Origin of the sequence: Streptomyces desertarenae, from assembly GCF_042681365.1 — a bacterium.
Classification (GTDB): Bacteria; Actinomycetota; Actinomycetes; order Streptomycetales; family Streptomycetaceae; genus Streptomyces; species Streptomyces desertarenae.
This window is the reverse complement of sequence record NZ_JBHUFU010000001.1, coordinates 640,340-666,421: the sequence shown is the minus strand read 5'-3', so window position 1 is coordinate 666,421 and position 26,082 is coordinate 640,340. Positions and strand designations below refer to the sequence as shown.

General features: G+C 76.0%; 22 protein-coding genes. 12 read left to right on the top strand and 10 right to left on the bottom strand.

Annotated features, from left to right (window positions below; translation table 11 throughout):
* Positions 1–33 precede the first annotated feature (33 nt).
* On the top strand, positions 34–906 hold the full coding sequence (locus tag ACFSJS_RS02955) for an alpha/beta fold hydrolase (protein ID WP_380896309.1): 873 nt from the start codon (positions 34–36) through the stop codon (positions 904–906).
* A 123-nt stretch (positions 907–1,029) separates the two neighbouring features.
* Here ACFSJS_RS02955 and ACFSJS_RS02950 read toward each other — a convergent pair whose 3' ends face one another.
* Positions 1,030–1,740, bottom strand: coding sequence for a bifunctional DNA primase/polymerase (locus ACFSJS_RS02950; protein ID WP_380896307.1), 711 nt, complete (start codon positions 1,738–1,740; stop codon positions 1,030–1,032).
* 251 nt (positions 1,741–1,991) lie between these two features.
* On the opposite strand from ACFSJS_RS02950, the gene ACFSJS_RS02945 reads away from it, so the two are divergent.
* Together ACFSJS_RS02945 and ACFSJS_RS02940 are read left to right on the top strand one after the other, a co-directional pair.
* Positions 1,992–3,377, top strand: a complete 1,386-nt coding sequence (locus ACFSJS_RS02945; protein ID WP_380896305.1) for a transcriptional regulator — start codon at positions 1,992–1,994, stop codon at positions 3,375–3,377.
* A 175-nt stretch (positions 3,378–3,552) separates the two neighbouring features.
* Positions 3,553–5,016 carry a hypothetical protein gene (locus ACFSJS_RS02940; protein ID WP_380896303.1) on the top strand — a complete coding sequence of 488 codons (1,464 nt, stop codon included), beginning with the start codon at positions 3,553–3,555 and terminating at the stop codon, positions 5,014–5,016.
* 83 nt (positions 5,017–5,099) lie between these two features.
* Here the strand turns inward: ACFSJS_RS02940 and ACFSJS_RS02935 are convergent, their stop codons facing one another.
* Complete coding sequence (locus tag ACFSJS_RS02935) at positions 5,100–6,410, bottom strand: ABC transporter substrate-binding protein (RefSeq protein ID WP_380896301.1); 1,311 nt, start codon at positions 6,408–6,410, stop codon at positions 5,100–5,102.
* A gap of 180 nt (positions 6,411–6,590) precedes the next feature.
* Between ACFSJS_RS02935 and ACFSJS_RS02930 the strand changes: the two genes are divergently transcribed.
* Positions 6,591–7,028 (top strand): SCO4402 family protein, encoded by a 438-nt coding sequence (locus ACFSJS_RS02930; RefSeq protein WP_417823098.1) that lies wholly within the window; start codon positions 6,591–6,593, stop codon positions 7,026–7,028.
* A 97-nt stretch (positions 7,029–7,125) separates the two neighbouring features.
* A complete protein-coding gene (gene purU, locus ACFSJS_RS02925; RefSeq protein WP_380896299.1) occupies positions 7,126–8,019 on the top strand; it encodes a formyltetrahydrofolate deformylase in 894 nt (297 codons plus the stop codon).
* Between the two features lie 76 nt (positions 8,020–8,095).
* Here purU and ACFSJS_RS02920 read toward each other — a convergent pair whose 3' ends face one another.
* Together ACFSJS_RS02920 and ACFSJS_RS02915 are read right to left on the bottom strand one after the other, a co-directional pair.
* On the bottom strand, positions 8,096–9,334 hold the full coding sequence (locus ACFSJS_RS02920) for a maleylpyruvate isomerase N-terminal domain-containing protein (protein ID WP_380896297.1): 1,239 nt from the start codon (positions 9,332–9,334) through the stop codon (positions 8,096–8,098).
* The gene (locus ACFSJS_RS02915) at positions 9,331–10,011 is read right to left on the bottom strand and encodes an RNA polymerase sigma factor (RefSeq protein ID WP_380896296.1); all 681 of its coding nucleotides are present in this window, start codon (positions 10,009–10,011) and stop codon (positions 9,331–9,333) included. Before ACFSJS_RS02915 ends, ACFSJS_RS02920 begins: the two co-directional genes overlap by 4 nt.
* A gap of 334 nt (positions 10,012–10,345) precedes the next feature.
* On the opposite strand from ACFSJS_RS02915, the gene ACFSJS_RS02910 reads away from it, so the two are divergent.
* The gene (locus ACFSJS_RS02910) at positions 10,346–10,720 is read left to right on the top strand and encodes an STAS domain-containing protein (protein WP_380896294.1); all 375 of its coding nucleotides are present in this window, start codon (positions 10,346–10,348) and stop codon (positions 10,718–10,720) included.
* A gap of 217 nt (positions 10,721–10,937) precedes the next feature.
* Positions 10,938–11,480, top strand: coding sequence for an ATP-binding protein (locus ACFSJS_RS02905; protein WP_380896292.1), 543 nt, complete (start codon positions 10,938–10,940; stop codon positions 11,478–11,480).
* 330 nt (positions 11,481–11,810) lie between these two features.
* Here ACFSJS_RS02905 and ACFSJS_RS02900 read toward each other — a convergent pair whose 3' ends face one another.
* Complete coding sequence (locus ACFSJS_RS02900) at positions 11,811–12,809, bottom strand: GlxA family transcriptional regulator (protein ID WP_380896290.1); 999 nt, start codon at positions 12,807–12,809, stop codon at positions 11,811–11,813.
* Between the two features lie 70 nt (positions 12,810–12,879).
* Here ACFSJS_RS02900 and ACFSJS_RS02895 point away from each other — a divergent pair, with 70 nt between their 5' ends.
* A complete protein-coding gene (locus ACFSJS_RS02895; RefSeq protein WP_380896288.1) occupies positions 12,880–14,208 on the top strand; it encodes an MFS transporter in 1,329 nt (442 codons plus the stop codon).
* A gap of 43 nt (positions 14,209–14,251) precedes the next feature.
* Here the strand turns inward: ACFSJS_RS02895 and ACFSJS_RS02890 are convergent, their stop codons facing one another.
* Positions 14,252–15,394, bottom strand: a complete 1,143-nt coding sequence (locus ACFSJS_RS02890) for a flavin-containing monooxygenase (protein WP_380896779.1) — start codon at positions 15,392–15,394, stop codon at positions 14,252–14,254.
* A gap of 436 nt (positions 15,395–15,830) precedes the next feature.
* Between ACFSJS_RS02890 and ACFSJS_RS02885 the strand changes: the two genes are divergently transcribed.
* A complete protein-coding gene (locus ACFSJS_RS02885) occupies positions 15,831–17,090 on the top strand; it encodes a S8 family peptidase (RefSeq protein WP_380896286.1) in 1,260 nt (419 codons plus the stop codon).
* Positions 17,091–17,301: 211 nt separating this feature from the next.
* Here ACFSJS_RS02885 and ACFSJS_RS02880 read toward each other — a convergent pair whose 3' ends face one another.
* Positions 17,302–17,949, bottom strand: coding sequence for a TetR family transcriptional regulator (locus tag ACFSJS_RS02880; RefSeq protein ID WP_380896284.1), 648 nt, complete (start codon positions 17,947–17,949; stop codon positions 17,302–17,304).
* 129 nt (positions 17,950–18,078) lie between these two features.
* Between ACFSJS_RS02880 and ACFSJS_RS02875 the strand changes: the two genes are divergently transcribed.
* The 3 genes from ACFSJS_RS02875 (at position 18,079) to ACFSJS_RS02865 (ending at position 22,265) form a co-directional block, all read left to right on the top strand.
* On the top strand, positions 18,079–18,882 hold the full coding sequence (locus tag ACFSJS_RS02875; RefSeq protein ID WP_380896282.1) for a VOC family protein: 804 nt from the start codon (positions 18,079–18,081) through the stop codon (positions 18,880–18,882).
* A 197-nt stretch (positions 18,883–19,079) separates the two neighbouring features.
* Positions 19,080–21,602, top strand: coding sequence for a protein serine/threonine kinase AfsK (gene afsK / locus ACFSJS_RS02870; RefSeq protein ID WP_380896280.1), 2,523 nt, complete (start codon positions 19,080–19,082; stop codon positions 21,600–21,602).
* Between the two features lie 189 nt (positions 21,603–21,791).
* Positions 21,792–22,265, top strand: a complete 474-nt coding sequence (locus tag ACFSJS_RS02865; RefSeq protein ID WP_380896278.1) for a hypothetical protein — start codon at positions 21,792–21,794, stop codon at positions 22,263–22,265.
* An 86-nt stretch (positions 22,266–22,351) separates the two neighbouring features.
* Here ACFSJS_RS02865 and ACFSJS_RS02860 read toward each other — a convergent pair whose 3' ends face one another.
* The 3 genes from ACFSJS_RS02860 to afsR form a co-directional block, all read right to left on the bottom strand.
* Positions 22,352–22,480 carry a hypothetical protein gene (locus tag ACFSJS_RS02860; protein WP_380896276.1) on the bottom strand — a complete coding sequence of 43 codons (129 nt, stop codon included), beginning with the start codon at positions 22,478–22,480 and terminating at the stop codon, positions 22,352–22,354.
* Between the two features lie 186 nt (positions 22,481–22,666).
* Complete coding sequence (locus tag ACFSJS_RS02855) at positions 22,667–22,825, bottom strand: sigma-like protein (RefSeq protein WP_380896274.1); 159 nt, start codon at positions 22,823–22,825, stop codon at positions 22,667–22,669.
* A 250-nt stretch (positions 22,826–23,075) separates the two neighbouring features.
* Complete coding sequence (afsR, locus tag ACFSJS_RS02850) at positions 23,076–26,024, bottom strand: SARP-family global regulator AfsR (RefSeq protein WP_380896272.1); 2,949 nt, start codon at positions 26,022–26,024, stop codon at positions 23,076–23,078.
* Positions 26,025–26,082: the final 58 nt, after the last annotated feature.

Below are 26,082 nucleotides of genomic sequence, written 5' to 3'. Positions count from 1 at the left end.
GAGGGGACGGGAGGAATGGGGGTGCCAGGACGCATGGTTCGACGCATCAATGTCAGGGGAGCGGACGGTCTGCGGCTCGCGGCCTGGGAGTTCGCCGATCCGCCCAAGGGTGTGCAGCCGGGAGGGGAGGACGGCCGGGCACCGGGCGTCCTGCTGCTGCACGGTCTGATGGGCCGCGGCTCCCACTGGGCGACCACCGCCCGCTGGCTCTCCGGCCGGTACCGCGCCGTCTGCCTGGACCAGCGGGGCCACGGGCGCAGCGACAAGCCCACCGACGGCCCGTTCGGGCGGGAGGCGTTCGTCGCGGACGCCGAGGCCGTCATCGAGCAGCTCGGCCTCGCCCCGGTGGCGGTCGTGGGCCACGCCATGGGCGCGCTGACGGCCTGGCAGCTCGCGGCCAAGCGCCCCGACCTGGTCCGTGCGGTGGTGATCTGCGACATGCGCGCGTCGGCGCTGGGAAAGCGCTCCCAGCGCGAGTGGGAGCAGTGGCTCGCCACCTGGCCGGTGCCCTTCGCCACCCTCGCGGACGTCCGCCGGTGGTTCGGCGAGGAGGACCCCGCCCTGGAGCGTCCGAACCCGGCGCGCGGCGACTTCTTCGCCGAGGTGATGGCCGAGCGCATGGACGGCTGGCGCCCGGTGTTCTCCCGCCGGCAGATGCTGATGATCCGCCAGTCCTGGGTGCACGAGGCCTACTGGGACGACCTGGCGCAGGTCCGGTGCCCCGCGCTGGTCGTCCGGGGCCTCGACGGCGAGCTGGGGCGGGCCGAGGCGCAGGAGATGGTCCGCGTGCTGCCGCAGGGCGTCTACGCCGAGGTGGACGGCGCGGGCCACCTCGTCCACTACGACCGGCCCGAGCAGTGGCGGGAGGTCGTCGAACCCTTCCTCCACGGGGCGCTGCCCGCCTGAGCTGTCCGGTCCGGGGCGCGGCGCCCCGGACCGGACGGAGGCGGCCGGGCGGCCGCCCGCCTCCCGGCGGCCGGCCGCCCGCGCCCCGCGGTGCTCCCGCTTCCGGCGCTCCTCGGCCGCCCCTCAGCGCCCGCGCGCCGCGGCGGCGTCGCGCCCGCAGGCGTACGCCAGCGGCTGGATGATCTCCTCGGCGTCCGGGAGCCAGCGGTTGGCGGCCGTCGGCTCCCGCACCCACAGCACCGAGCCGCGCGTCCCCAGCCGGCTGGGCGGGGCGGCCACCCAGTCCCCGTCGCCCCGCGCCGCCAGATCGAGGGCGCTCGGCGACCAGCCCAGCTTCCGGACCAGGTCGGGCACCTTGGCGGCGCCGCCCGGCAGGACGAAGAAGAACATCCGTCCGTCCGGCGTGCCGGTCACCGGCCCGAGCTGCACCCCCAGGCGCTCCATCCGGGCCAGCGCCAGGCACCCCGTGGTCTCCGCCACCTCGACGGCGTCGAAGGTCCGGCCGGTGGGCAGCAGTACCGACGCGTGCGGGGTCTCGGCCCACATGCGGCGCACGGCCGTGGCGCTGCCGGTCGCCTGCGCCGTCCAGTCCGGGCGCACGGGGTGTGCGCCGGGCGCCGGGCAGTCGGACGCACCGCAGGAGCAGCGCGGCACCCCCCCTTCCGTCTCCAGCCAGCTTCCGGGGAAGACCTCCCAGTGCCGCTCCCCCGCGTAGCGCACCGCGTGCTCGACCATCAGGCTCGTCGGTCCCGCCGCGGGCATCGTTCCGACCCCGTTCTGACCGGGGATGTCTGCATCAGTCGTGACAGATGCTGTCGATGTTGTGATGTTCATGGCCTCCTCCACGACGATCACAACTTATCCCGTGACGAAGGGTTACGGCCTGGGGATCGGTTCACGTGGGGGCGCCGCCCCGGCACGCAGGGCGCACGGGTGCACTGGCGGGGGCGCGTGCAGGGGGAGACCGGTCCGGGTGGGTAGTTCCCTGTGCGGCGCGGTGCCGGAGTTCTTGGCGTATGCGTCCGGTACCGCAGCCGGCAGGACGGACGACGTGCACGGGGACGTGCACCAGGGAGGGGGACCGCATGGCCGCACGGCCGTTGGTCGCACGGCAGCCCAACGAGCGGCTGCAGGCGCTCATCCAGGAGGCGGGCTGCTCCAACGCCGGCCTGGCCCGCCGCGTCAACATGTGCGGCGCCGAGCACGGGCTCGACCTCAGGTACGACAAGACCTCCGTCGCCCGCTGGCTGCGCGGGCAGCAGCCGCGCGGCAGGGCGCCGGCCGTGATCGCCGAGGCCCTGGGCCGCAAGCTGGGCCGCACGGTCACGGTGGAGGAGATAGGCATGGCCGGCGGCCGGAACATGGCCGCCGGTGTCGGCCTGCGGTTCGCCCCCTCCGCGGCGGGAGCCGTGGAGCAGGCCTGCGAGCTGTGGCGCAGCGACGTGGGCCGCCGCGACCTGCTCACCGCCCAGTCGGCCGCCTTCTCGGCGCTGGTGGAGCCCAGCCGCGACTGGCTCATCACCGCCCCCGACCCCCAGGTGGCGCGCACCTCCGGACCGCGCGTGGGGGCCTCGGACGTCGAGGCCGTGCGGGAGACCACCGCCGCCTTGGCCGACCTGGACCACCGCTACGGCAGCGGCCACGTCCGGCCGGTCGTCGTCCACTACCTCAACAGCGTGGTCTCCGGGCTGCTGACGGGCTCCTACACGGAGGCCGTCGGACGCGAGCTGTTCGGCGCGGTCGCCCGGCTCAACGAGCTCGCCGGCTACATGGCCGTGGACACCGGGCAACCGGGCCTGGCGCAGCGGTACTACATCCAGGCGCTGCGGCTGGCCCACGCCGCCGACGACCGGGCGTACGGCGGTTACGTGCTGGCCGCGGGCATGAGCCACCTGGCCGCCTCGCTCGGCACGCCGCGCGAGATAGCCCAGCTCGCCCGCGCCGCCCAGGAGGGGACGCGGGGGAGGGTGACCCCGCGGGTGCAGGCGCTGTTCCACGCGGCCGAGGCGCGCGGCCACGCCCTGCTGGGCGACGCCCGCACCTGCCAGCTCGCCGCCGGGCGGGCCCTGGCGGCGTTCGACCGGGCCGAGTCGGCGGCGGACGCGGGCGACGACCCGGAGTGGATCGCCCACTTCGACACCGCCTACCTGGCCGACGAGCTCGCCCACTGCCACCGGGACCTGAACCAGCCCACCCCGGCCCAGCGCCGTGCCGAGGAGGCCCTGGCGGGCCTTCCCGAGCGGCGGGCGCGGCGGCGCGCGATCGGCCTGCTGCTGCTCGCCACGGCCCGGCTGCAGCAGCGGGAGCTGGAGCACGCCTGCCACACCGGTGCCCAGGCGGCCGAACTGCTGGCCGGGCTGCGCTCGGAGCGCGGCGCGGAGTACCTGGACGACTTCCGCGGCCGCCTGGAGCCCTACCGGGAGGAGCCGGTGGTGCGGGATTTCTCGGAGCGGCTGGAGGCGGCGGCCTGAGGGCGGCGGCCGGGGCCGGGAGGGGGAGCGGAGGGGGGAGGGCGGGCCTCCGGGAGGTCTCGCCCCGGCTGCGGGCGGGAAGGGCGCGGAGCCTTCCGGGGGGCGTGGTCGACCGTGTGCGCGAACCGGTAGCGTGAGCCGACGTTTCCGTAAGCCAGGCGAACGAGGAGTCCCGGTGACGACGCACGGCCGAGAGGACGACGAGGCGCGCGAGGGTGTGGTCCTGCCGTCGAACGGCGAGTCGTGGGTTCCCGGACGCGGCGACGCCCCGCCGGCGGGGCAGCCCTGGGGACAGCCGTGGGGCCCGCAGGGGCAGCCGGGGCAGCCCGCCCCCGCGGCTCCGCCCGCCCCGCAGGCGCATCCCCGGCCGCCGGCCCCGCAGGGGTACCTGCAGCAGCCCCAGCCGCCGTCGTACCCGCAGCAGTCGCAGCCGCCGTCGTACCCGCAGCCGCCGCACACCCCGGCGCCGGCCCCGGGCGCGGTGCCCGGCGCCGCCGACGAGACGCAGGTCCTGCCGCCGGTGCCGCCGGCCGGCCCGGCGGCACCGGCGCCCTCCGCCGCCCGGCCGGGAGCCGCCCCCGCGCCGGGCGGCGGTGACGACGCGACCCGGCTCGTGAGGCCGGTGTCCCGCTCCGCCGGCCCGCCGCCGGAGCGGGACACCGAGAGCACCACGGTGCTGCGCAGGCCGCTGCCGCCCGAGGGCGCGGCCGCGAAGCCCGCCGGGCCCGCCCCCGCCGCTCCGGGCGCGGCCCCCCCGCCGCCGTACGGCGTCCGGCACGGCGCGCCGGACGGCCGCGCCCCGCACGCGGAGTTCGAGGGACTGTTCCGGACCGGCGGCGCACAGCCGGGCCCCCGGCCCGCCGACGCCACCCAGCAGCTCCCCCCCGTCGGGGTGCCGGGCCCGCCGCCCCCGGCGTACGGCGGTGGACGCGGCCCCGGCGGCCCCGGCGGTCCCGAGCCGTACGGCCACCCGTCCTCCGGCCGCGACCCCGGCGGGCGGCGCGGCATACCGCGCCTCGCGGTCGCCGGGATCGTCATCGTGGGCTGCACCGTCGTCGGGCTGGCCGCCGGCGCGGCGATGAGCGGGGGCGGCGACCCCGCCCCGAAGCCGCAGGCGAAGGCGTCGGCGCCCGCCGGGGAGGGCGCGCAGGCGCCGCCCCCGTCGCCGTCGCCCACCGCGGACCCGGCCGAGGCCCAGGCGAAGGCGCTGGACGAGCTCCTCGCGGACAGCAACGACAGCCGCAGCGCGGTCATCCGGTCGGTCGAGGACATCAAGCGGTGCAGGAACCTGGGCAAGGCCGCCGCGGACCTGCGCGACGCCGCCCGCCAGCGCACCGGTCTGGTCACCAGGCTGAGCGGGCTGGAGATCGACCGGCTGCCCGACCACCGGAAGCTGGCCGACGCCCTCACCAGGGCGTGGAAGGCGTCGGCCTCGGCGGACAACCACTACGCCGCGTGGGCCGACCAGGCCGCGGGCGAGAAGGGCTGCCGCAAGGGCCGGGCGAAGGCCACCGGCAGCACGGCGGCGGGCAACAGGGCCAGCGGCACGGCCACGGCGGCCAAGAAGGAGGCGGCCGGACTGTGGAATCCGACCGCCCGCCGGTACGGTCTGCCCGAGCGGCAGTACAGCCAGCTCTAGTCGTCCTCCCGGACGGGCCCCGGCCCCTTCTCGGGCCGGGGCGGGGCCTGTCCGGCCGCGGGCAGGAGTGCGGCCCGGCAGGCTCAGCGGCCGTCCGGTGAGGCCTCCAGCGTGTCGCGCACGTCCACGAACCCCTCGCGGACCTGGGTCAGCCGGCCCTTCCTGACCTGCTGGAAGGTGACCATCGAGTTGACCAGCCGCGGATGGTCGCGCACCGCGAGCAGGTCCTCGTAGCGCCAGCTCAGCTTCGGGGTCAGCCCGCCGGTGTCCACCGGCGGCATGGTCTCCAGGGCGCGCTGCACGGACCGGGCGGTGACGGCCCCCCCGGTGTTCTCCAGCGCGGCCCGCAGCACGGTGTAGGCGACCCAGGTGGTCTGGACGCCGGGGTCGTCCGGGTCGATCCGGTTGTCGCCGAAGGCGTGCTCGCGGATGACCTCCCTCATCGGGCCCCAGCGCGTGTCCGAGGAGGCGGGGTACCAGCCGGTGGCGTACGCGCCCTCCCAGCGGCTGTCCGGTCCGCCCGTGGCGTCCACGAGGGACTGCCGGACGCTGCCGAGCACCGAGGCGATCCGCGCCTCGGTGCCGCCCTCCAGCCGCCGGAAGGAGTCGAAGAAGGTGTCCGTGCGGCCGCCGAGCACGGCGGTGACGCAGACCTTGTCGGCGTCTGCTCCGCCGGAGCCGTCCTCCGCCCCGCCGGAACCGCCGGAGGGGACTCCGGCCAGTGCCCGGCGGGCCTGGTCGGTGTAGGAGGAGGCGTCCTCCGGAGCGCGGACGTCGGTGGCCGGCCCGTGGCCGTTCCCGGCCAGGCCGGCGTTGAGCAGGTCGGGCAGCCGGTCGCCCGCGACGGTGTCGGGGCGGACCAGGGAGACCCGCTCGCAGCGGTCGGCGAGCTGGCGGCCGTTCCCGGCGAGCAGAGCCGTCTGGCCCCCGTTGACCGGGTAGGAGAAGGGGCTGGTGAACTCCTCGTCGGTGACGCCGTAACCGCCGATGTAGGGGATGCCGGCCGACTCCAGGGCCGGCATGAAGGTGCGGCCGTGCTGGCTGTAGGAGCCGACGACCGCCACCGCCCCCTCCTCGCGGGCCCGGTTGGCGCACCGGGCGGCGCCCACCGAGTCGTTGTGGTCGTTGCAGGTGAGAACGCGGAGCGTGTGGCCGTTGATGCCGCCGGTGGCGTTCACCCAGCGTGCGTATGCCTCTGCCATGGCGGGCATGCCCGGCATGTTGGTGGCCCGGGTCCCCTGGGGGGCCCATGTCATCACGGTGACGGACCCGTCGTCGGCCCTCGCGTCGCCGGGCAGCATGCCGCAGCCGCTGAGCAGCGACGCGCAGACCCCCGTGGTGGCGGCGAAGGCGGTCAGGGTCCAGGCGGAACGTTTGCGACGCCGTGCGGTCATGCTCGGGAACGATTCCGTGCCGGTTGTAACTGTCGAGTGATGAAAGACCAATGACGGGCGACGACCGGGTGAACACCGGGGTGCCTGAAGATCGCTCCGGGGCGGGCCGTACGATCGACGACCGTGCAGGCACCGGAGAGGACTTCCCGCCGCGGCGGTCGTTCGAGCACCATGGACGGCATGCCGCGCACCGACATGCCCTGGTGGCGCTGGCGCACCAACGTGCGCTCCGCGCTGCACATGCTCTCCGACCCCGTCTTCCAGCAGGAGTGCTGGCTGTCGGGGCGCCCGGGCTACGGCGACGTCACGGACGCCGTCTACCGGCTGGTCGAGGACACCTGGCTGGACAACTGGTCCGCCGACAAGTACATAGGCACGATCTTCCGCGACGCCCAGGAGGCCGCGCTCGTCGACGTGGCGGTGCTGCGCGTGCTGCGCATCATGCACCAGGTCGGTGCCGACGCCCCGGTCGCGGCCTACCTGGAGCACCAGGGCTGGCCGGAGGCCGTCCGCGCGGCACGCGACGCCCACGTCCTGCTGGCCTCCAACGACGGCGACGACCCCGACCTGCCGCCCGGTTCGCTCGACGTGCTGGCGGCGGCGCTGAGGACGGCCTAGCCGTGCCGCCCCGACGGGTCGGCGGCGCGGCCGGCGGTCCGGGTGCGGGCGGGACACCGCGTCCGGGCACCGTGCGGGGTGTGCCACGCTTGTGCGCATGAGCCAGCCGCACTCCACCGCCGCGCCGGAAGCACCGGAGCAGACCCAGCAGTACGTCCTGACGCTGTCGTGTCCGGACAAACAGGGCATCGTGCATGCCGTCTCCAGTTACCTCTTCATGACCGGCTGCAACATCGAGGACAGCCGGCAGTTCGGCGACCACGACACCGGCCTGTTCTTCATGCGGGTGCACTTCAGCGCCGAGGCGCCGGTGACGGTGGAGAAGCTGCGGGCCAGCTTCGCCGCGGTGGGCGACTCCTTCGGCATGGACTGGCAGATCCACCGCGCCGACGAGAAGATGCGCGTGGTGCTGATGGTCAGCAAGTTCGGGCACTGCCTGAACGACCTGCTGTTCCGCACCCGCATCGGCGCGCTGCCGATCGAGGTCGCGGCCGTGGTCTCCAACCACACCGACTTCGAGGAGCTGGTCTCCTCCTACGGCGTCCCCTTCCACCACATCCCGGTCACCAGGGAGAACAAGCCCGAGGCCGAGGCGCGGCTGCTGGAGCTGGTGCGCGCCGAGGGGGTGGAACTGGTGGTCCTGGCCCGCTACATGCAGGTGATCTCGGACGACCTGTGCAAGGAGCTGTCGGGCCGGATCATCAACATCCACCACTCGTTCCTGCCGAGCTTCAAGGGCGCCAAGCCGTACCACCAGGCCCACGCGCGCGGCGTGAAGCTGATCGGCGCCACGGCCCACTACGTCACGGCGGAGCTGGACGAGGGCCCGATCATCGAGCAGGAGGTGGAGCGGGTCGGGCACGAGGTCACGCCCGAGCAGCTCGTGGCCGTCGGCCGCGACGTGGAGTGCATGGTGCTGGCCCGCGCGGTGAAGTGGCACAGCGAGCACCGCGTCCTGCTCAACGGGCACCGCACGGTGGTCTTCGCCTGACCGTCCGCCGGCCCGGCCCCCCGGCCGCGCCCCGGACCGCGGGACGCCGGGGCCCCCGGCTCCGAGGCCCGGGGCCTCAGAGCCGGGAGAGGGAGAACAGGGCCCACAGGACGTCGCGCACCGCCTCCTCGTCCCCCTCCCGGCCCGCGGCCGCCTCCTCCGGGGAGACGTGGCCGGCCGCCAGCCGGCAGAACTCCGTGTCCTCCAGCGCCAGACGGGCCACCGCGTGCTCGGGCCCGGCGAGGGCGGCGGGGGAGTCCAGCGGCACGTACCAGTCGCCGCCGCCCCGCCCCTCGACCTCCAGGTGGAGGGTGCGGCCCGGCGATCCCGCCGCCGTCAGACGGCGCGGCGGGGCGGCCGTCCCGGCGCGCCTGCGGTTCGCCAGGGCGGTGGGCAGCCGCCGGGCGACGAGGCCGACCATGGGGGCGAGGTGCTCGGGCGCGGGCGGGGCGTAGGGGTAGTCGACCGCGGCCGCGATGTCCTCGGCGTGGATCCAGCAGGCGAACGCCCGTCCGGTCAGCGCGTCGGGCACCGCGCGCCGGAAGTCGGTGAAGTCCACCGTCAGTTCCGCCGTGCCCGGTGCGCCGAGGGCCGCGGCGCGCACGATGTTCCGGCTCTGGGTGCGCCACTTGTTCCGCACGAACGGCGGCCCGTGCAGCCGGCAGCGCTCGATGGCCGTCTCGGTGCGGTCGCCGACGGTGCGCGGGGCGCCGGGGCCCAGCGGGTCCGGCAGCCCGAGCACGGTGGCCACCAGGCCGTCCACCGAGCCGAGGTGGGCGAGCACCCCGCACAGCGTCAGCGTGCGCTCGCCGGTCGCCCAGCGCAGCGGCACCGGGGTGTTCCACTCGGACTCGCCCATGTCGCGCAGGAGGGCGTCGAGCCGGGCGGTCTCGGCGTCGTACGGGGCCGCCCACGGCGGCAGCGGCACGTCGGCCGGCCGGCGGCGCAGGCACGCGTCCACCACCCGCGAGCGCAGCCCCGGTCCGGGGTCCAGGGTCTCCTCGCGCCGCATCAGGCCCACCGCCGCGCGCAGCCGTTCCGCCTCCTCGGCGCACTCCGGGCACCCGGGCAGGTGGGCCTCGACGGCGGCGGTCTCCTCGGCCGAGCAGACGGCCATGGCCCACACGCCCAGCAGGGACCTCAGGGCGGCGTGGTCGTATCCGGCGGCCCGGCCGCCCGCGTCCCCGCCGGCCGTCCCCGGTTCCCGCGGCAGGCCGTCGGCCGCGGCGCGCGGCGACGGCAGGGGCGGCGCGCCGCCTCCGGCGTCCCCCGCCGGCCCGCCCGGCGAGCCCGGTCCGCCCCCGGAGCCGCTCACGACGCCCTGCCCGAGCCGGCCTCCGCGCCGCCGCCGGGCTCCTCCGCGCCGCCGCCCGGTCCGGCCGCCCCCGGCCCCGGACGCCCCGCGGCCGCGGCGGTGGACAGGAGCTGGAGCCCCAGGCGCAGCCGGCGCCGCGTCTCGTCCTCGCTCACCCCCAGCTCGGCCGCGGCCTCCCGGTAGTCCCGGTGCCGCTCGTAGGCCAGCTCCAGCGCGGTGCGCAGCGGGCCGGGCATGGCGGTGACCACGCGGTCGGCGCGGGCGGCCGCCGAGGCGGCGCGGGCGCGCTCCTCCGCGCGGTCGCCGGGCCCTCCGCCCGGCTCGCGGACGCCGCGCTCCGGGCGCCCCAGGCTGCGCATGGCCCGCCGGTGGGTGAGGTCGGCCAGGAGGGAGCGGAGCGGCCCGCGCTCCGGTGCGTACGCCCGGGGATCGTCCCAGACGTCGGCGAAGACACCGGTCAGGACGTCCCCGGCGGCCTCCTCGTCGCCGTCCAGGAGGCGCAGGGCCAGCCCGTAGACCATCGGGGCGTGGACGTCGTAGAGCTCCGCCAGGGCGGCCTCCTCGCCGCGTGCCAGCCGCCGCAGCGTCTCGTGCTCGCGGTCGGGCCCGGTACCGGCGGCGGGCTCCGGTCCGGGCTGCGTCGTGCCGGGCGTCGCGCCGGATGTTCCGTTCGTCATTCCCACCCCCCAGCCTCCTGCCTCCCCTCGAATGTAATGGCAGTGACTGACAGGATTCCCGCCTTTACACCGATGCGTTCCGGCGGAGGGCGCCCGCGGTGCCGGTCATGTGACGTTCCGCAGTGCGGTGTTGGTCGATCCGGTCCGTTCCTGTCCGGATCCGGGACTGTGTTATGCGGGTGTGACCGGAAGTGGGCAGAGGTGGAGACCTGATTCGACATAGGGTCGTGGTTCGCAGGTGTTGTGACAGGGGTCGGCAGGGGCGGCCGACGGAGGAAAGGATGGGGAACGAACCGTTCCGGTCGGTGTCGGCGGATGAAGGGACTACGGACACGTGTCGTTGAAGGTGATCGGGGAGGACCGCGGGGAGTGGGCCGTCCTGCGGGTGTCGGGCGAGCTGGATCTCGTCACCGCGCCCGTCGTCCGCCAGCACGTGCACGACGCCGTCGCCGACGGCCGCCGGAGCCTCGTGCTCGACCTGTCGCAGGTCCTCTTCTGCGACTCCAGCGGTGTCGGGGTCCTCATCGCCTCGCGCCGGCTGATGCGCTCGTGCGCCGGCCGGCTGCGCCTGATCCTCCCCGCCCGGGGCGCGGTGGAGGGCTCCCACGTCAACCGCGTCCTCGCCGCACTCGGCGTCCGGCGGCTCTTCGACTGCTATCCGGACGTCGCCGCCGCCACGGACGACGCCGCGAGCCCCCTCAGCGCCTGAGACGCGGCCATCTCCGCGACCGGGCCGGGGTGTTCGACTTCCCGCCCGGGGCGTCGCACAGTATGCGGAGGACATCATCCTTTGCGCCGGAATATGCCTCAAGCGCTTGTTGTGGCGACGGCCGGTCCACCAGTCTGTCCTGACCGGGGGAAAGGACGGTGGTCTCGCGTCGGCGCGCGGCCATGTGCCCCGGCCATGGATGGTGTGAAAGGTGCAGATGCTTCAGGTTCAGCTGGAGGTCGGAACCGATCCCAAGGAGGTGGGCAGAGCCCGCAGGTGGGCCCTCTCCCGGCTCGCCGGCCTCGGCGTGGAGCCGGACGACTCCCTCGCGGAGACCCTGGTCCTGCTCGTCTCCGAACTCGTCACCAACGCCGTCGTCCACACCGGGCGCCCCGCCGTGCTGCACATGGCCCTGTCCGGGTGCCTGGTGGCGGGCGGCGGTACGGTGCGGATCGAGGTGGCCGACGCCGGCAGCAGTCCGCCGCGCAGGTGCAGGACCGGCCGTGACGACACCCACGGCCGCGGCCTGGAACTGGTCGGCGGGCTCGCCGACCGCTGGGGCTGGCGGTACGAAGGGTCCGGCAAGCGCGTCTGGTGCGAGCTGGACCGGGGGCGCGGCACCGCGGCGGGTGCCGGAACGGGCGCCGTCGGGGCCGGGAACGGCGGGCGCGCGTCCGCCGAAACGCTTCTGGCGGGCCCGCAGGAGGCCCTCCGGGAGCGGCCGTACGACCGCCCGGCCGTCCAGCCGGCCCGTACCTGAGGGGTGCCGCCCGGTCCCCGCCCGCCGCCTGCGACCCCCGCGCCGCCCACGTCCCGTCCACCGGGCGGGTGTTGACGGGCCGTTCCGGCCCGACCAGGCTTGGGCGGCGGTCCCGTCGCGAGGGGACGGCGAGGCGCTCCGGTGCCTCGTCGAGTACGGGCCGCGGTCCGGCGCCCCCCGCCCCGGCGGGGACGGGAGGGTCCGAGCGCCGGAGCCGGGCGGCGGTCCGCCGTGCCGCGCCCGGGGTGCGCACGGACGCACCGCCGCCCGTCCCGCCCGCGGGCGGTCCCGTCCGCCGCCCTTCGACGGCCCGTCCCCGGCGGTGCGCCCTCAGCGGTCCGCCGTCGTGCGGAAGGTGCGGCGGTACGTGCCCGGCGAGACGCCCAGGGCCGAGTGGAAGTGCTGCCGCAGCGAGGCCGCCGTCCCGAAGCCGGCCTCCCGCGCCACCCGGTCCACCGGCAGGTCGCTGCTCTCCAGCAGGTGCCGGGCGCGCTCGACCCGCTGCCGCACCAGCCACCGCTGCGGGCTGGTGCCGACCTCCTCGCGGAAGCGCCGGGTGAAGGTCCGCACGCTCATCGACTCGCGCTCGGCCATCTCCCGCAGCGAGACGGGGTGCTCCAGGTTCCGCAGCGCCCACTCGCGGGCGGCGGAGGTGGTGTGGAGCTGCGGTTCCGGCACGGGCCGCCGCACGAACTGCGCCTGGCCGCCGTCGCGGTGGGGCGGCACCACCGTGCGGCGTGCCACGTCGTTGGCCACCGCCGCGCCGTGGTCGGTGCGCACCATGTGCAGGCACAGGTCGATGCCGGAGGCGACCCCGGCCGAGGTCAGCACGTCGCCCTCGTCCACGTACAGCACGTCCGGATCGACCGCGACGGCCGGGTACAGGCGCTTCAGGCGCTCGCACGCCGACCAGTGCGTCGTCGCCCGGCGGCCGTCCAGCAGCCCGGCCGCCGCCAGCACGAAGGCTCCGGTGCAGATCGACGCGGTGCGGGTGCCGGGCCGGATGCGGGCGAACGCGTCGGCCAGGGCGGGGGGCAGCCGGCCCCCCGTGTACGACTCGTCCCGCTCGTGGGCGGCCGGGACGATCACGGTGTCGGCCTCGGCCAGCGCCTCGGGCCCGTGCTCGACGCGGACGGTGAAGTCGGCGTCGGTGCGCACCTCGCCGGGCTCGGCGGCGCAGGTGAGGACCTCGTACAGGGGCTCGCCGGCGGCCGAGCGCGCCTTGCCCATGATGCGGTGCGGTATGCCCAGTTCGAGCGGGAGCAGGCCGTCGCGGACCAGGACGGCGACCCGGTGGCGTTCCGGATGCCGGAATACGGCGGGACCCATGGCCCGATCCTTGCACATCATGTCCGTCCGGCCACTCGTTCCACCGGGAGCGGACGGCGAGGGTGGGGGCGTGACCCAGACGCCCCGCACCCTGTCCCCCGGCGGCGCGGAGGCCGCCGGCACCGCCCCGCAGGCGCCGCACCGCCGTGTCCCGCGCGTCCATCCCGCCTGGTACGCCGCCGCCGTCGCGTTCCTGACGATCGTCGGCGCGGCCGCCTTCGCCTCCCTGCCCGGCCTGCTGATCGAGCCGCTGCAGGCCGAGTTCGGCTGGTCGCGCGGCACGATCGGCTTCGCCATCTCCGTCAACCTCGCCCTCTACGGTCTGACCGCGCCCTTCGCCGCCGCCCTGATGGACCGCTTCGGCATCCGCCGCGTCGTGGCCTGCGCGCTCACCCTCATCGCCGCCGGGGCCGGCTCGGCGGTGCTGATGACCGAGCCCTGGCAGTTCGTCCTCTCCTGGGGCGTGGCCGTCGGGCTGGGCAGCGGCTCGATGGCCCTGGCGTTCTCCGCCACCGTGGCCAACCGCTGGTTCGCCGCCCGGCGCGGTCTGGTCACCGGGCTGCTCACCGCCGCCGGCGCCTCCGGGCAACTGGTCTTCCTGCCGCTGCTGTCGTGGACCATCGACCGCCACGACGACTGGCGCCCCGCCGCCGTGACCGTCGCCCTGGCGGCGCTGGCCGTGGTGCCGCTGGTGTGGCTGCTGCTGCGCGACCACCCCGCCGACGCCGGGCTCCCGCCCTACGGGGCGACGGAGTTCGTGCCCAAGCCCGCCCCCGTGCCCGGTGCCGCCGCCCGCGCCGTGCGCGTCCTGCTCGACGCCGCGCGCACCGGCCCCTTCTGGCTGCTCGCCGGCACCTTCGCCATCTGCGGAGCCTCCACCAACGGCCTGATCAAGACGCACTTCGTGCCCGCCGCCCACGACCACGAGATGCCGGTCACCGTGGCCGCCTCGCTGCTCGCCGTCATCGGCGTCTTCGACATCGTGGGCACGGTCTTCTCCGGCTGGCTCACCGACCGCTTCGACTCCCGCCGCCTGCTGGCCGTCTACTACGCGCTGCGCGGTGCCTCGCTGCTGTGCCTGCCGGTGCTGCTCGCCCCGGAGGTCCGCCCGCCGATGCTCCTGTTCATCGTCTTCTACGGACTGGACTGGGTGGCCACCGTCCCGCCCACCATCGCCCTGTGCCGCGAGCACTACGGCGAGGACGGCGCGATCGTCTTCGGCTGGGTGCTCGCCTCCCACCAGGTGGGCGCCGGCCTCGTCGCCTTCCTCGGCGGGGTGGCGCGCGACGCCTTCGGCTCCTACGACCTGGTGTGGGTCGCCTCGGGCGCCCTGTGCGCGGCGGCCGCCCTGATGGCGCTGGTGATCCGCGGGCGCCGGGAGCCGGCCGCGGCCGGGTGACCCGGCGGGGGACGGCGGCCGGCTCCGGGGGCGGGGCCGGCCCTCAGTCCGTCGTCGTGCGGGCGACGGCGCGGGCTATCCTCCGCGCGTCGATGGCCAGTTCGCGCAGCATGCCGCTGATGGGGTTGGTGTAGCCGGTGAAGTACAGGCCCGCGGCGGTCGGCAGGGTGCGGCGGCCCCGGGCGCGCGGCAGCCCCCGCTCGTCCAGCACGCCGAGGTGGCCCACCATCTCCTCCAGCCCGCGCCGGTAGCCGGTGGCGGCTATGACGGCGTCCGGGGTGATCGCGGTGCCGTCCGCCAGCCGGACCTCGTCGCCGTCGAAGGAGTCCACGACGGCGACCGGCTCGATCAGCCCCCTGCGCACCGCCTTCACGAAACCGGTGTCCTGCACGGGGATCGCGCCCTGCCGCACGCGCGTGTACAGGCCGGTCCGCGGACGGGGCAGGCCGTGGCGCGACAGGTCCGGCACGGACACCTTCGCCAGGCCGCGCGCCATGCCGTCCACCAGGCGCACCGGCAGCCGCCGCACCGCGACGGCGGTGGCCTGGGCGGGCCAGCCCAGCGTGGAGCGCCGCACGATGTGCGGCGGGGTGCGCACGGCCAGGCGCACCCGCGCGGCACCGCCCTCGGCCAGGTCGAGGGCGATCTCGGTGCCGGTGTTGCCGGTGCCGACGACGAGCACGTCCCGGCCCGCGTACGGTTCGGGGTTGCGGTAGGAGCGGGCGTGCAGCAGCTCGCCCGCGAAGGAGTCCCGGCCCGGCCAGTCGGGGACGCGCGGGGTGTGGTTGTGGCCGGTGGCCACCACGACCACCGGCGAGCTCAGCTCCCGGCCGCCGTTGGCGCGCAGCAGCCAGCTCCCGTCGTCGTTGCGGTCGATCCGGCCGACCTCCACGCCCGTGGCCACCTCCAGCCGGTGGTGGCGGACGTACTCCTCCAGGTAGCGCACCAGGTCGTCCCGGCGCACCCAGCGCCCGCAGGAGCGGGGTATCGCCAGGCCGGGCAGGGCGGACCGGCGGCGCGTGGTGTGCAGCCTCAGCCGGTCGTAGTGGCCGCGCCAGGAGGCTCCGACCGCGTCGGACCTCTCCAGGACGACGGACCGGATCCCGCGGGCCCGGAGCGCCGCCGCGGTGGCCAGTCCGCCCGGTCCCGCACCGATGATGTGCACGGGTCTGCTGTCGTCGGACATGTGCATGGCGATGAGTCTATGCCCGGCTTTCTCCCGCCCGGGCCCGCCCGCCGCGTTCCCGCCGGCGCCCCGCCCCGGTGCCGGTACGACCGGTGACACCGCCGGGACGGCGGCACTAGGGTGCCGCACCATGAGGCGGGACGGCGGGGGGACGGCGGCACGGGAACCGTGCCCCGGCACCCCGGCGGCGCACCCGGGCGCACCGGGAGGCGCCCGGCCGGGCCCCGCCGAGCGCCGCGTCCGGCCGGTCCGCCGGGCGCGGCGGAGGGGCCGGCTGTGAGGTGCCGGCCGGCACGGCGGGGGGCGCCCCCTGCCCGCAGACGCCCTCCGCGCGCCGCCGCGCCGCGGCACCCCGGCGTCCCGCGCCCGGTACCTCCCCGGCCGCGACCGCGGACACCCGTCCGAACCAACCCCCCAGCCGAGAGAGACTCACACGGTGCACAGAGACAGAAGAAGATCCCGCATAGCCGTCGGCGCCGCCCTGGCCGCGCTCGTCCTCGCCGGGACCGCCGCCGCCACGGCCGGGGCCGCGTCCCCGGGCCCCGAGGCCCCCCTGGGCGCCGTCCGCGGGGCGGACGCGCCGGACGCGGTGGACGGCGAGTACATCGTGGTGCTGAAGGAGTCCGGGAGCGCGGCCCGGACGCTCCGGGCCCCCGCCGGCGTACGGGAGAAGGCCGAGGAGCTGACCGGCTCCCTCGGCGGCGAGACGCGGCGCACCTACTCCGCCGCCCTGAAGGGCTTCTCGGTCGAGGCCACCGAGAAGCAGGCGCGGCGCCTGGCGGCGCACCCCGACGTCGCCTACGTGGAGGCCAACCGCACCGAGCGCGGCGACGACCTCCCGGCCGGCCTGGGCGCCCGGGACGTGCAGGTCGCCCCGGCCTGGGGCCTGGACCGCATCGACCAGCGCGACCTGCCGCTGGACGCGGCCTACGCCTACGGCACCGAGGCGTCGAACGTCACCGCGTACATCGTCGACTCCGGCATCAACATCGCGCACGAGGACTTCGAGGGCCGCGCCTCCTACGGGTACAACTTCGTGGACGGCACCAGGACGGCCTCCGACTGCCACGGCCACGGCACGCACGTGGCGGGCACCGTGGGCAGCGCGACGCACGGCGTGGCCAAGGGCGTGGAGCTGGTCGCGGTGAAGGTGCTCGACTGCGAGAACTCCGGCACCACCGAGGGCGTGCTGGCCGGCTACGACTGGGTCGCGAGGAACGCCGTCAGGCCCGCCGTCGCCAACGTCAGCATCGGCGGCTCCGCCGGCGACGCCAAGGACGCGGCGGTGCGGAAGATGGTGCAGGCCGGGATCACCGTCTCGGTCTCGGCGGGCAACAAGGCAGCCCCGGCGTGCGACCAGTCTCCGGCCCGCGAGCCGTCGGTGATCACCGTCGCCGCGACGACGCGGGAGGACGCGAGGGCGAGCTGGTCCAACCACGGCAGCTGCGTGGACCTGTTCGCGCCGGGCGCGTCCGTCCTCTCTCTGGGCATCGGCTCCACGACGGCGACGAAGACGATGAGCGGTACGTCGATGGCGGCGCCGCACGTGACGGGGGCTGCGGCGCTGTACCTGTCGGAGCACCCGGCCGCCACTCCCGCGGCGGTGACGAAGGCGCTGCTGGACGCCGCCAGCGCGGGCCGGGTGGCCGGACCGGGCACGGGCTCGCCCAACAGGCTGCTGTACAGCCGCTTCTGAACCCCCTCCCGCCGCGCCCTTCGGCCGTGACGCGGCGGCCCCGGACGGCCGGTGACAGGAGCCGGTCGTCCGGGGCCGGGCGGCGGGGGACAGCAGGACGTCGGGACGGGGGCGCGGGGGGACAGGACAGGGGCGCGGGGCGGCGGCCGGGGAGCGCGGGCCGCGGCCCGTGTGCGGGGGCCGGGGTCCGCGGCGCGGTGCCGACGGACCGCTAGCGGGTGGGCTTGCGGCCCGTGACGCCCAGGTAGAGGAGGAAGGCGAGGCTCGGCTTGAGCTCGGACCGCTTGGCGCCCCAGCTCTGGAGGCTCTTCTGCTGCCCGGCCACCGCGGCGAGCATCGACACCAGCGCTCCGGCGACGGCCGGCGGACTGACGCCCGGATCGGCCTTGCCCTTGGACTGGAGCTCCTTGACGGAGTCGGCGAGCGGCCCGGTGAGGTTGCTGAGGACCTTCGTTCGGATCTTGGAGAAACGTTTATCCCCCTCGGCGGCACCCAGATCCACCACGCGCAGGATCGCGTCGTTGCGCTGCCAGAAGGAGAGGAAGCCGTCGACCAGCTCCTCCGCCGTCTGCCAGCCGGCCTTGCCGGCCCAGGGGCGGCCGGCGGCGAGCCCGGAGAGGGAGGAGCTCTCCTTGGCCATGGTGTCGGCCAGCTCCAGGACGGCGCCCTCCACGTCGGGGAAGTACTGGTAGAAGGTGGCGGGAGAGGTCCCCGCGCGCCGCGCGACGTCGATCACCCTGACGTCGCGGTAGGGCGAGGAGCCGAGCATCTCGCCCAGGCAGTCGAGCAGCTTCTGCCGCGTCGCCTGGCCGCGTCGTCCGGCCACCCGACCGTCAACAGTTCGTACTTGTCCTGTCATGTCGTCAGCTTACCGAGGGCTGATCGGCCCGCGATTCGACCGACCCCAAATGGGGTGTCCCCCTGCACGAGGGGACATCAGTGGATAGCGTTCCCGTATCTGAACACAACCGTACGAAAGGAACCGGAGATGGCCGCTGCCGGAGGCGCCTTCGCCGAGGGCTCGCCCTGCTGGACGGACGCGATGCTCCCCGACCTGGAGGCGGGCAGGCGCTTCTACGGTGGGCTGTTCGGCTGGACCTTCGGTGCTCCGGCACCGCCCGAACGGGGGTTCTACACCATCGCCCTCCTGGACGGCGCCCGGGCCGCCGCGCTCTCGCGGAAACCGGACGGCAGGCTGCCGACGGCCTGGACCGTCCACTTCGCCACCCCCGACGCCGGTGCCGCCGCCGCGCGCGTCCGCGCGGCGGGCGGACAGCTCGTCACCGAACCCGTACCGGTCGGCAGGGCGGGGACGACGGCGACGGCCGTCGACCCCGGCGGCGCCGCCTTCGGGCTGTGGCAGCCGGACCTGCTGACCGGTTTCGAGGTGACGGGCCGGCCCGGCGCGTACGTGTGGACCGAGGTGTGCACCCGGGAGAAGGCCCCGGTGGACGCCTTCTACGCGCGGGTCTTCGGGTACGGCATGCATCCGGCCGCCCCCGGGCGGGAGGCCGACGACATCATGGTCTGGACCCTGCCCGGCGCTCCGGGGGACGACGAGCACGCCGTCGGGGCCCGTACGATGATCGACGACACGTATCCGGTGGAGATGCCCGCCCACTTCCTCGTCTACTTCGCGGTCGCCGACTGCGACGCCGCCGTCCGCGCCGCGGCGCGCCGGGGCGGACGCGCGGTCGAGGGCCCCGACGACGCGTCCTACGGCCGCCACGCCGTCCTCGTCGACGACCAGGGCGCGCGCTTCGGGGTGCTGGAGGCCCCCGCGGCCGCCTGAGGGCGGGCGGTGCGCGCCGGGCGCACGGGGCGGTGCACGGGCCGCCCCCGGAGGGGAATGGGGCGACTCACCGCCCCCGGGTTCGCAACCGCGGGCTCCGCCAGGAAGAATCGCAGTCGGACCGCGGGACCGGTACGGCGGTGGGAAGCTGCACGGGGCGACGTGATCGTCGACCCCTACGGGGAGGTGGCAGGCAAGTGGTGGAGCAGCTGACGCAGCACGATCCGCGGCGGATCGGCCCGTTCGAGGTGCTCGGCCGACTCGGCGCCGGGGGCATGGGGCTGGTCTACCTCGCCCGCTCGGCCTCGGGGCGGCGCGTGGCGATCAAGACGGTGCGCTCCGAGCTCGCCGAGGACCAGCTGTTCCGCGTCCGCTTCACCCGCGAGGTAGAAGCCGCCCGCGCGGTCAGCGGCTTCTACACGGCCGCCGTGGTGGACGCCGACCCGCGCGCCGCCGTGCCGTGGCTGGCCACCGCGTACGTCCCCGCGCCGTCCCTGGAGGAGATAGTCAACGAGTGCGGTCCGCTCCCGGCGCAGGCGGTGCGCTGGCTGGCCGCCGGGGTCGCCGAGGCGCTCCAGTCCATCCACGGCGCGGGCCTGGTCCACCGCGACCTGAAGCCCTCCAACGTGCTGGTGGTCGAGGACGGCCCGCGGGTGATCGACTTCGGCATCGCCTCCGGGGTGTCCAACACCCGGCTGACGATGACCAACGTCGCCGTCGGCACCCCCTCCTACATGTCGCCCGAACAGGCGCGGGACTCGCGCAGCGTGACGGGCGCCAGCGACGTCTTCTCCCTCGGCTCCACCCTGGTCTTCGCCGCCACCGGGCACCCGCCCTTCCACGGCGCCAACCCGGTCGAGACCGTCTTCATGCTGCTGCGCGACAGCCCGGACCTGGAGGGGCTGCCCGACGAGCTGAGACCCCTGATCGAGTCCTGCATGCGGACCGAGCCCGACCAGCGGCCCACCCCGGCCGACCTCCAGGCGCAGCTCGCCCCGCACCTGTTCTCCTCCGGCGGGGACGACAGCGGCACCGCCTCGGCGTGGCTCCCGGCCGGCGCGGTGGCGCTGATCGAGCGGCACCGGGGCGGCCGGTCGCGTCCGGTGGGGCCGGCGGGCGCGGGGGCCGGGCACGGATCGCGGCCCGACCCGTCCCCCGGGCCCCGGCACCGGATGCCGCAGCACGCCTCCGCACCGGTCCCGCCGGCTCCCGCCCCCGCCGCGGCGGCACACGGTGCCGACTGGCGCGCCCCGGCCGCCGACCCGCGCGGCGGGGGAGCGTCCGCCGCGTCCGTGGCCGCCCCGCCCCGCAGCGCGCCGATCCCGCCGCCGCCCCCGTCGCCCCCGGCCCCTCCGCCGCACGCGCCGAACGACGGGCCCGTGCGGCTGCCCGGCGCCCAGGTGCCCATCGGCCCCGGTCCGCGCCGCGCCCTGGGGCGCGAGCCGGAGGTCGGCGCCCCGACGTCGTGGGTGCTGCGCGCCCCGAGCGACCGGAGCGACGGCTCGGGCGGCACCGGCGGGAGCGGCGGGAGCACCGCCGCCCTCGGCGCGGCGGTGCCCCACGCCCCGTCCCCCGGCGAGACCGCCGCGCCGCCGCGCTGGCGTCCGTGGCGCTTCCGGATGTCGAACGACGTGTGGGGCACGCCGGTGGTCGCCGACGGTCTGCTGTACGTCACCTCCTTCGAGGTCCACGCGCTGGACGTGGCCACCGGCCGCCGCCAGTTCAAGACCCGCGAGGTGGCCTGGTCGATGGCCGTCGCGGGCGGGCGCGTCCACGCCTCCGACGGCCCGAGCCTGTACGCGCTGAGCGCCCGTGACGGCTCCGAGCACTGGCGGACGGCGGCGGACGGCTGGGTGTACGCGCTGCGCGCCGACCGCGGCACGGTCGTCACGGCCACCCGAGGCGGCGGCGTCCAGGCGTGGGAGGCGGCCACCGGCGAGCGGCTGTGGGAGCTGTCCGGCGCGCAGACCGACTTCGAGACCGCCGAGGCGGGCCCGGTGGTCCGGGGCGGCTCGGTCTACGTGTGGGGCGACGGGCGCCTGTACGCGCTGGAGGCGCGCACGGGCACCGAGCAGTGGTCGTACCCGGTCGGCGACTCCTCGGTCACCGGCGGGGTCGCGGTGCGGCTGCTCCCGGCCGACGACGGCGCGGTGTACGTGAGCGCGGGATCGCGCGTCTTCGCCCTGGACGCGGCCACCGGTGCGGAGCGGTGGCGCTTCGACGCGCCCGCCGCGTTCCTGTGCCCGCCGGCGTTCGTGCCGGGCGCGGCGATCGCGGGCGGCGGCGTCTACCTGGCGGACTACCTCGGCACGGTGTACGCGCTGGACGCGGCCAACGGCCACGACCGCTGGCGGATCGCCACCGAGGCGCGCCAGAGCGCCGAGCCGGTGGTGGTGGCCGACGGGCTGGTGCACCTGGGCAGCGGCAGCGCCCTCTACACCCTGGACGCCGTCAGCGGCACCCCGCGCTGGCGCTTCGCCACCGGCGGCGAGATCACAGGCTCCCCGGTGGCGGCCGACGGCCGGGTCCACTTCGGCTCGGCGGACCACTGCCTGTACACGCTGGACGCCGTCGGCGGCCGGCTGCGGTGGAAGCTCGCCACGGAGGGGGAGATCACCGGTTCCCCGGTGGCGGCCGACGGCGTGGTCTTCGCGTGCAGCCGGGACCGCTGCGTCTACGCCCTGGACGCGGCCAAGGGGACGGGGCAGGCGCGCTCCTGAGGCTCCGCGCCCCGGTGTCCGCGGGACCGCGCGGTCCGGGTTCCGGCGGTCCCTCCGCTCCGGGTTCCCGCCGGAGGGAACCCGGGGGGCGGAACAGCGCGTGAACCCCGGTGGAAGCCGCGGAGGCGTGCGCCGGACGCGCCGCCACGCACCACGTGCCCCGGGGGAGAGCCGATCGTTCAGTACCGCGTGAAGCGCCGTCTGAAGCTGGTCGCGACCGTCGTCGTCGTGACGCTGGCTCTGTCCGGTTTCGCCCAGGCCCGCGGCGGGAGCGGCAAGGGAGGGGGCGGCAAGAGCCGCGGCGGCAGCGGTGGAGGCTGCGGCAGGGACACGTCGTCCAGCGGCTCGAACCTCCACAGGAGCCACACCGGCACCGCCGGCGGGTCGTCGGGCAGCAGTTCCGGCCCCTCCCGCGACCGCGAGCCGGACGCCGAGGTCGTCTCGTGCGCCACCACGCGGAAGGGGACCGTGGTCGAGCTCTCCGGCGGGAGCTCCGGCACCTACACCGTCCGCGTGGACCTGGTGGACGACTTCGGGGACGTCGTCGACACCGTCTCCCGGCGCGTCGGCATCCGGGCGGGCCAGACCGAGCGCGTCGAGGTGAAGCCGCGGGACCCGAGCATGGCGGACGCCGCGGACGACTGCCGCGTCACCGTCGGCTGAACCGCGGAGCCGAGCGACCGGGGGCGGGACCGCCGCGGCGGTCCCGCCCCCGGCGGGTGTCCCGGCGCTCTCCCGCCGGGCCGGTGTCAGAGACCGGCGGGCTGGGACGGGCCGGGGCTCGCGACGTGGTTGTCCGCCGACGCCGGCACCGCGCTGAAGCCCGCCACCGCTATCGCGACCGTCAGCACGGTCAGGAACTTCTTCACGCGGGTCATGGCAACTCCTCGATGAGTCAGGGGGATTGGTGGTTCGCGAGGGCGAAGATACCTCCGGGGCCTACAGCTGTGTTCTTCCGCATGAGGTTCTCCGGTAACCGCCCGCCGTACATGCCGGGGACCGGCCGCGGCGGCTCCCCCTCTTTGCCGCCGGGACCGGTCCCGACCTCCCCCGTGCGAATGGCCTTACTTCACCTCGTCACCGGAGACGTGGTTGTCCTCGGTGCCGACGGCACCACCCGAGACGTGGTTGTCCTGCGTGGTCGCACCGCCGCTGCCGGGGCTGGACACGTGGTTGTCGCGCTGGGGACCCCCGGTGATGGGCTTGTCGGTGGTCTCGCTCATGGGGCCAACTCCTTGGTCTGGTGACGAACTGACTCCCGGGGGCCGTCCGGCGGCTCCCCCGTGGGCCGCCGGACGGACTTCGGGCCGCTCATCCCGTTCGGTGCAGGGTGTGGGCCCTCGACCCGCCTGCCCCCCGACGCGACGGGTCGATGGCACAAGCATCGCCCAGGGCGATAAACAATCGATGAACGCCCGCTTCCGCCGTTTCGGCCCGTCTGCTCCCGCCGTTTCGGCCCGCCCGGGCCCGGCGTCACGCGGCGACGGAGGGGGAGAGCACCTCGCGGGCCTCTTCGGCCTCGGGGGAGCCCAGGGAGTCGAAGATGCCCAGGGCGTCCTGCCAGCAGGCCCGGGCGCGGTCCGTCTGACCCAGCGCGTCCAGGGCGCGGCCCAGGACCATCAGCACGGTCCCGCGCCGCCACTCGCCGCCGATGCCGCGCAGGGCGAGGGCCTGCTCGGCGTGGGTGGCGGCCTGCGCGGGGCGGTGCGCCGCCAGATGGGCCTCGGCCATCCGCAGGTGGGTCACACCCTCCCACAGCGGCTGGCGGCTGGCGCGGAAGAGACCGAGGGCCCCGTCGAACTGCTCCAGCGCGTCGCGCGTCCGTCCGGCGCTCGTCAGGGCGACACCGAGGGCGTAGCGGCCGTTGGCCAGCCGCATGGTGAGCCGCATGTCGGTGTAGATGGCCACACCCTGCTCGGCGAGCCGGATCGCGCTGTCGGTCCGCCCCAGGGCCAGGTGGATGCGGGAGAGGTTGCACAGCGCGCTGGCCTCGCCGGTGCGGTTGCCGTCCGCTCTGAACGCCTCGATCGCCTGGTTGAGGTACACCTCGCCGTCCCTGTGGCGGTTCTGGTAGATGGCGATGATGCCGCGGTCGTTGGGGGCGTAGCAGCCGGCGACCGGGTCCCCGGTGGCCTGGGCGAGCTCCATGGCGCGGCGCGCGTTGTCGTCGGCCGGCCCGAAACGGCCGGCCACCGTGTGCGCGTGGGTGAGCATGATCCGGGCCCGGCCCTCGGCCCAGGCGTCCCCGGCCCCCTGCGCCGCCCGGCAGACGGAGGCGGCGGCCCGCTCGTAGCGCAGCGAGTGGGTGCCGGAGTCGGCCAGGTCCTTGGCGGCGACCAGCAGGTCCGCTGCCCTGCGGAGGGTGTCGCCGTCCGCCGACTGCTCCACGCAGGCCAGCAGGCAGTCGGCCTCGGCGAAGAGCCAGTCCAGCGCGGCGGTGTGGCCGTCGAAGACGAGACCGGGGCGGTCGGTGGGCGCCAGGTGGACGGCGGTCCGGTCGCCGGGGCGCTCCAGGGCGAACACGCCGGCCGCGGTGGCCAGGTAGAAGTCCAGCAGCCGCGACACGGCCGCGTCCCTCTCGGACGGCGGGTGCTCGTCGCGTTCGGCGCAGGTGCGCGCGTAGAGCCGCACCAGGTCGTGGTAGCGGTAGCGGCCCGGGGCCGCCGATTCCAGCAGGGAGGCGTCGACCAGGGACTCCAGCAGGTCCTCGGTCTCCTCCGGGGCGCGGTCCAGCAGGGCGGCGGCGGCGTGGGCGGAGATGTCGGGGCCGTCGGCCAGGCCCAGCAGGCGGAAGGCGCGGGCCTGCTCGGGCTCCAGTTGGCTGTAGCCCAGCTCGAAGGTGGCCTTGACCGCCTGGTCCCCGGCCTGGAGCTCGTCCAGGCGGCGGCGCTCGTCGGCGAGCTTGCGGGCCAGGACCGAGACCGTCCAGGTGCGGCGGGCGGCCAGCCGGGAGGCGGCGATGCGGATGGCCAGCGGCAGGAACCCGCAGGCGGCGACCACGTCCATGGCGGCCTCCCGCTCCGCGCCCACCCGCTCCGCGCCGACGATCTTCGTGAACAGCGTCATGGCCTCCTCCGGGCTCATGACGTCCAGGTCCACCAGGTGGGCTCCGGCCAGGTCCACCATCCGCATCCGGCTGGTGATCAGCGCGGCGCAGCCCTCGGTGCCCGGCAGCAGCGGACGCACCTGGGCGGCGTCGCGGGCGTTGTCCAGCAGGGTCAGGATGCGGCGGCCGGCCAGCAGCGAGCGGTAGAGCGCCGCCCGCTCCTCCACCCCGTCGGGGACGGACTGGTCCGGGGTGCCCAGCGCCCGCAGGAACGCGCCGAGCACGGCCTCGGGTTCGGCCGGGGAGGGGCCCGCCCCCTGGAGGTCGACGTAGAGCTGGCCGTCGGGGAAGTGGTCGCGGGCGGCGTGGGCGACGTGGACGGCCAGGGTGGTCTTGCCCACCCCGCCGATGCCCGCGACCGCCGAGACGGCCATGATCCTGCTCTCGGCCGTGGCCAGCTGGTCGCCCAGCTCGGCCACGAAGGAGGACCGGCCGGTGAAGTCGGGCACGGTGGCCGGGAGCTGGGCGGGACGCACGAAGGTGGCGGTGGCCCGCCGCGCCGACTCCTCGGCGGGAGCGGCCAGTTCCTCGTCGGCCTGGAGGATGCGCTGCTGGAGTTCGGCCAGCTCCGGGCGGGGGTCCACGCCCAGCTCCTCGGCGAGCAGCCGCCGGGTGTCGGCGTAGACGGCCAGCGCCTCGGCCTGCCGGCCGCTGCGGTACAGCGCCAGCATCAGCAGCTCGCGCAGTCTCTCGCGCAGCGGGTGCGCCGCGGTCAGGGCCGTCAGCTCGCTGACCGCCTCGGCGTGGGAGCCCAGTTGCAGGTCGAGGTCGAGGCGGTGCTCCAGCAGGGACAGCCGCCACTCCTCCAGCCGGGTCCGCTGGGTGCCGGCGTAGGGGCCGGGCACATGGGCGAGCGTCTCGCCGTCCCACCGGGCCAGCGCCTCGGCGTACAGCTCCCGCGCCCGGTGGCGGTCGCCGGCGGCGGCGGCCTTCTCCGCCTCGGCGGCGCGGGCGGCGGCGGCGTCCACGTCCAGCCCGGTGTCGGGGCCCAGCCGGACCGCGTAGCCGCCGGACTCGCTGATCAGGGCCTCCGCGCCGAGGATCTTGCGCAGCCGGGAGGCGTAGGTGCGCAGCGCGGCCAGGGCCCGCTGCGGGGGCTCCTCGCCCCACAGCGCGTCCACCAGCTCCTGGGCGGTGGCGGTCCGGCCGCCGCGCAGCAGCAGGGCGGCCAGCAGGGCCCGCTGCTGGGGCGAGCCGACGTTGACCGCCTCGCCGTCGCGCCAGGCACGCACCGGACCGAGCACGGCGAACCACAGCCGGTGGCGGTTGTCCGGCTGCCGCAGTCGTTCGCGCTCGGTGTGCCCCTCGCCGTCCATGGTGCCCCCTGCGAAGTGTGACGACCCGCAGCGCACAGTTTGCCTTGCCGAGGGTCGC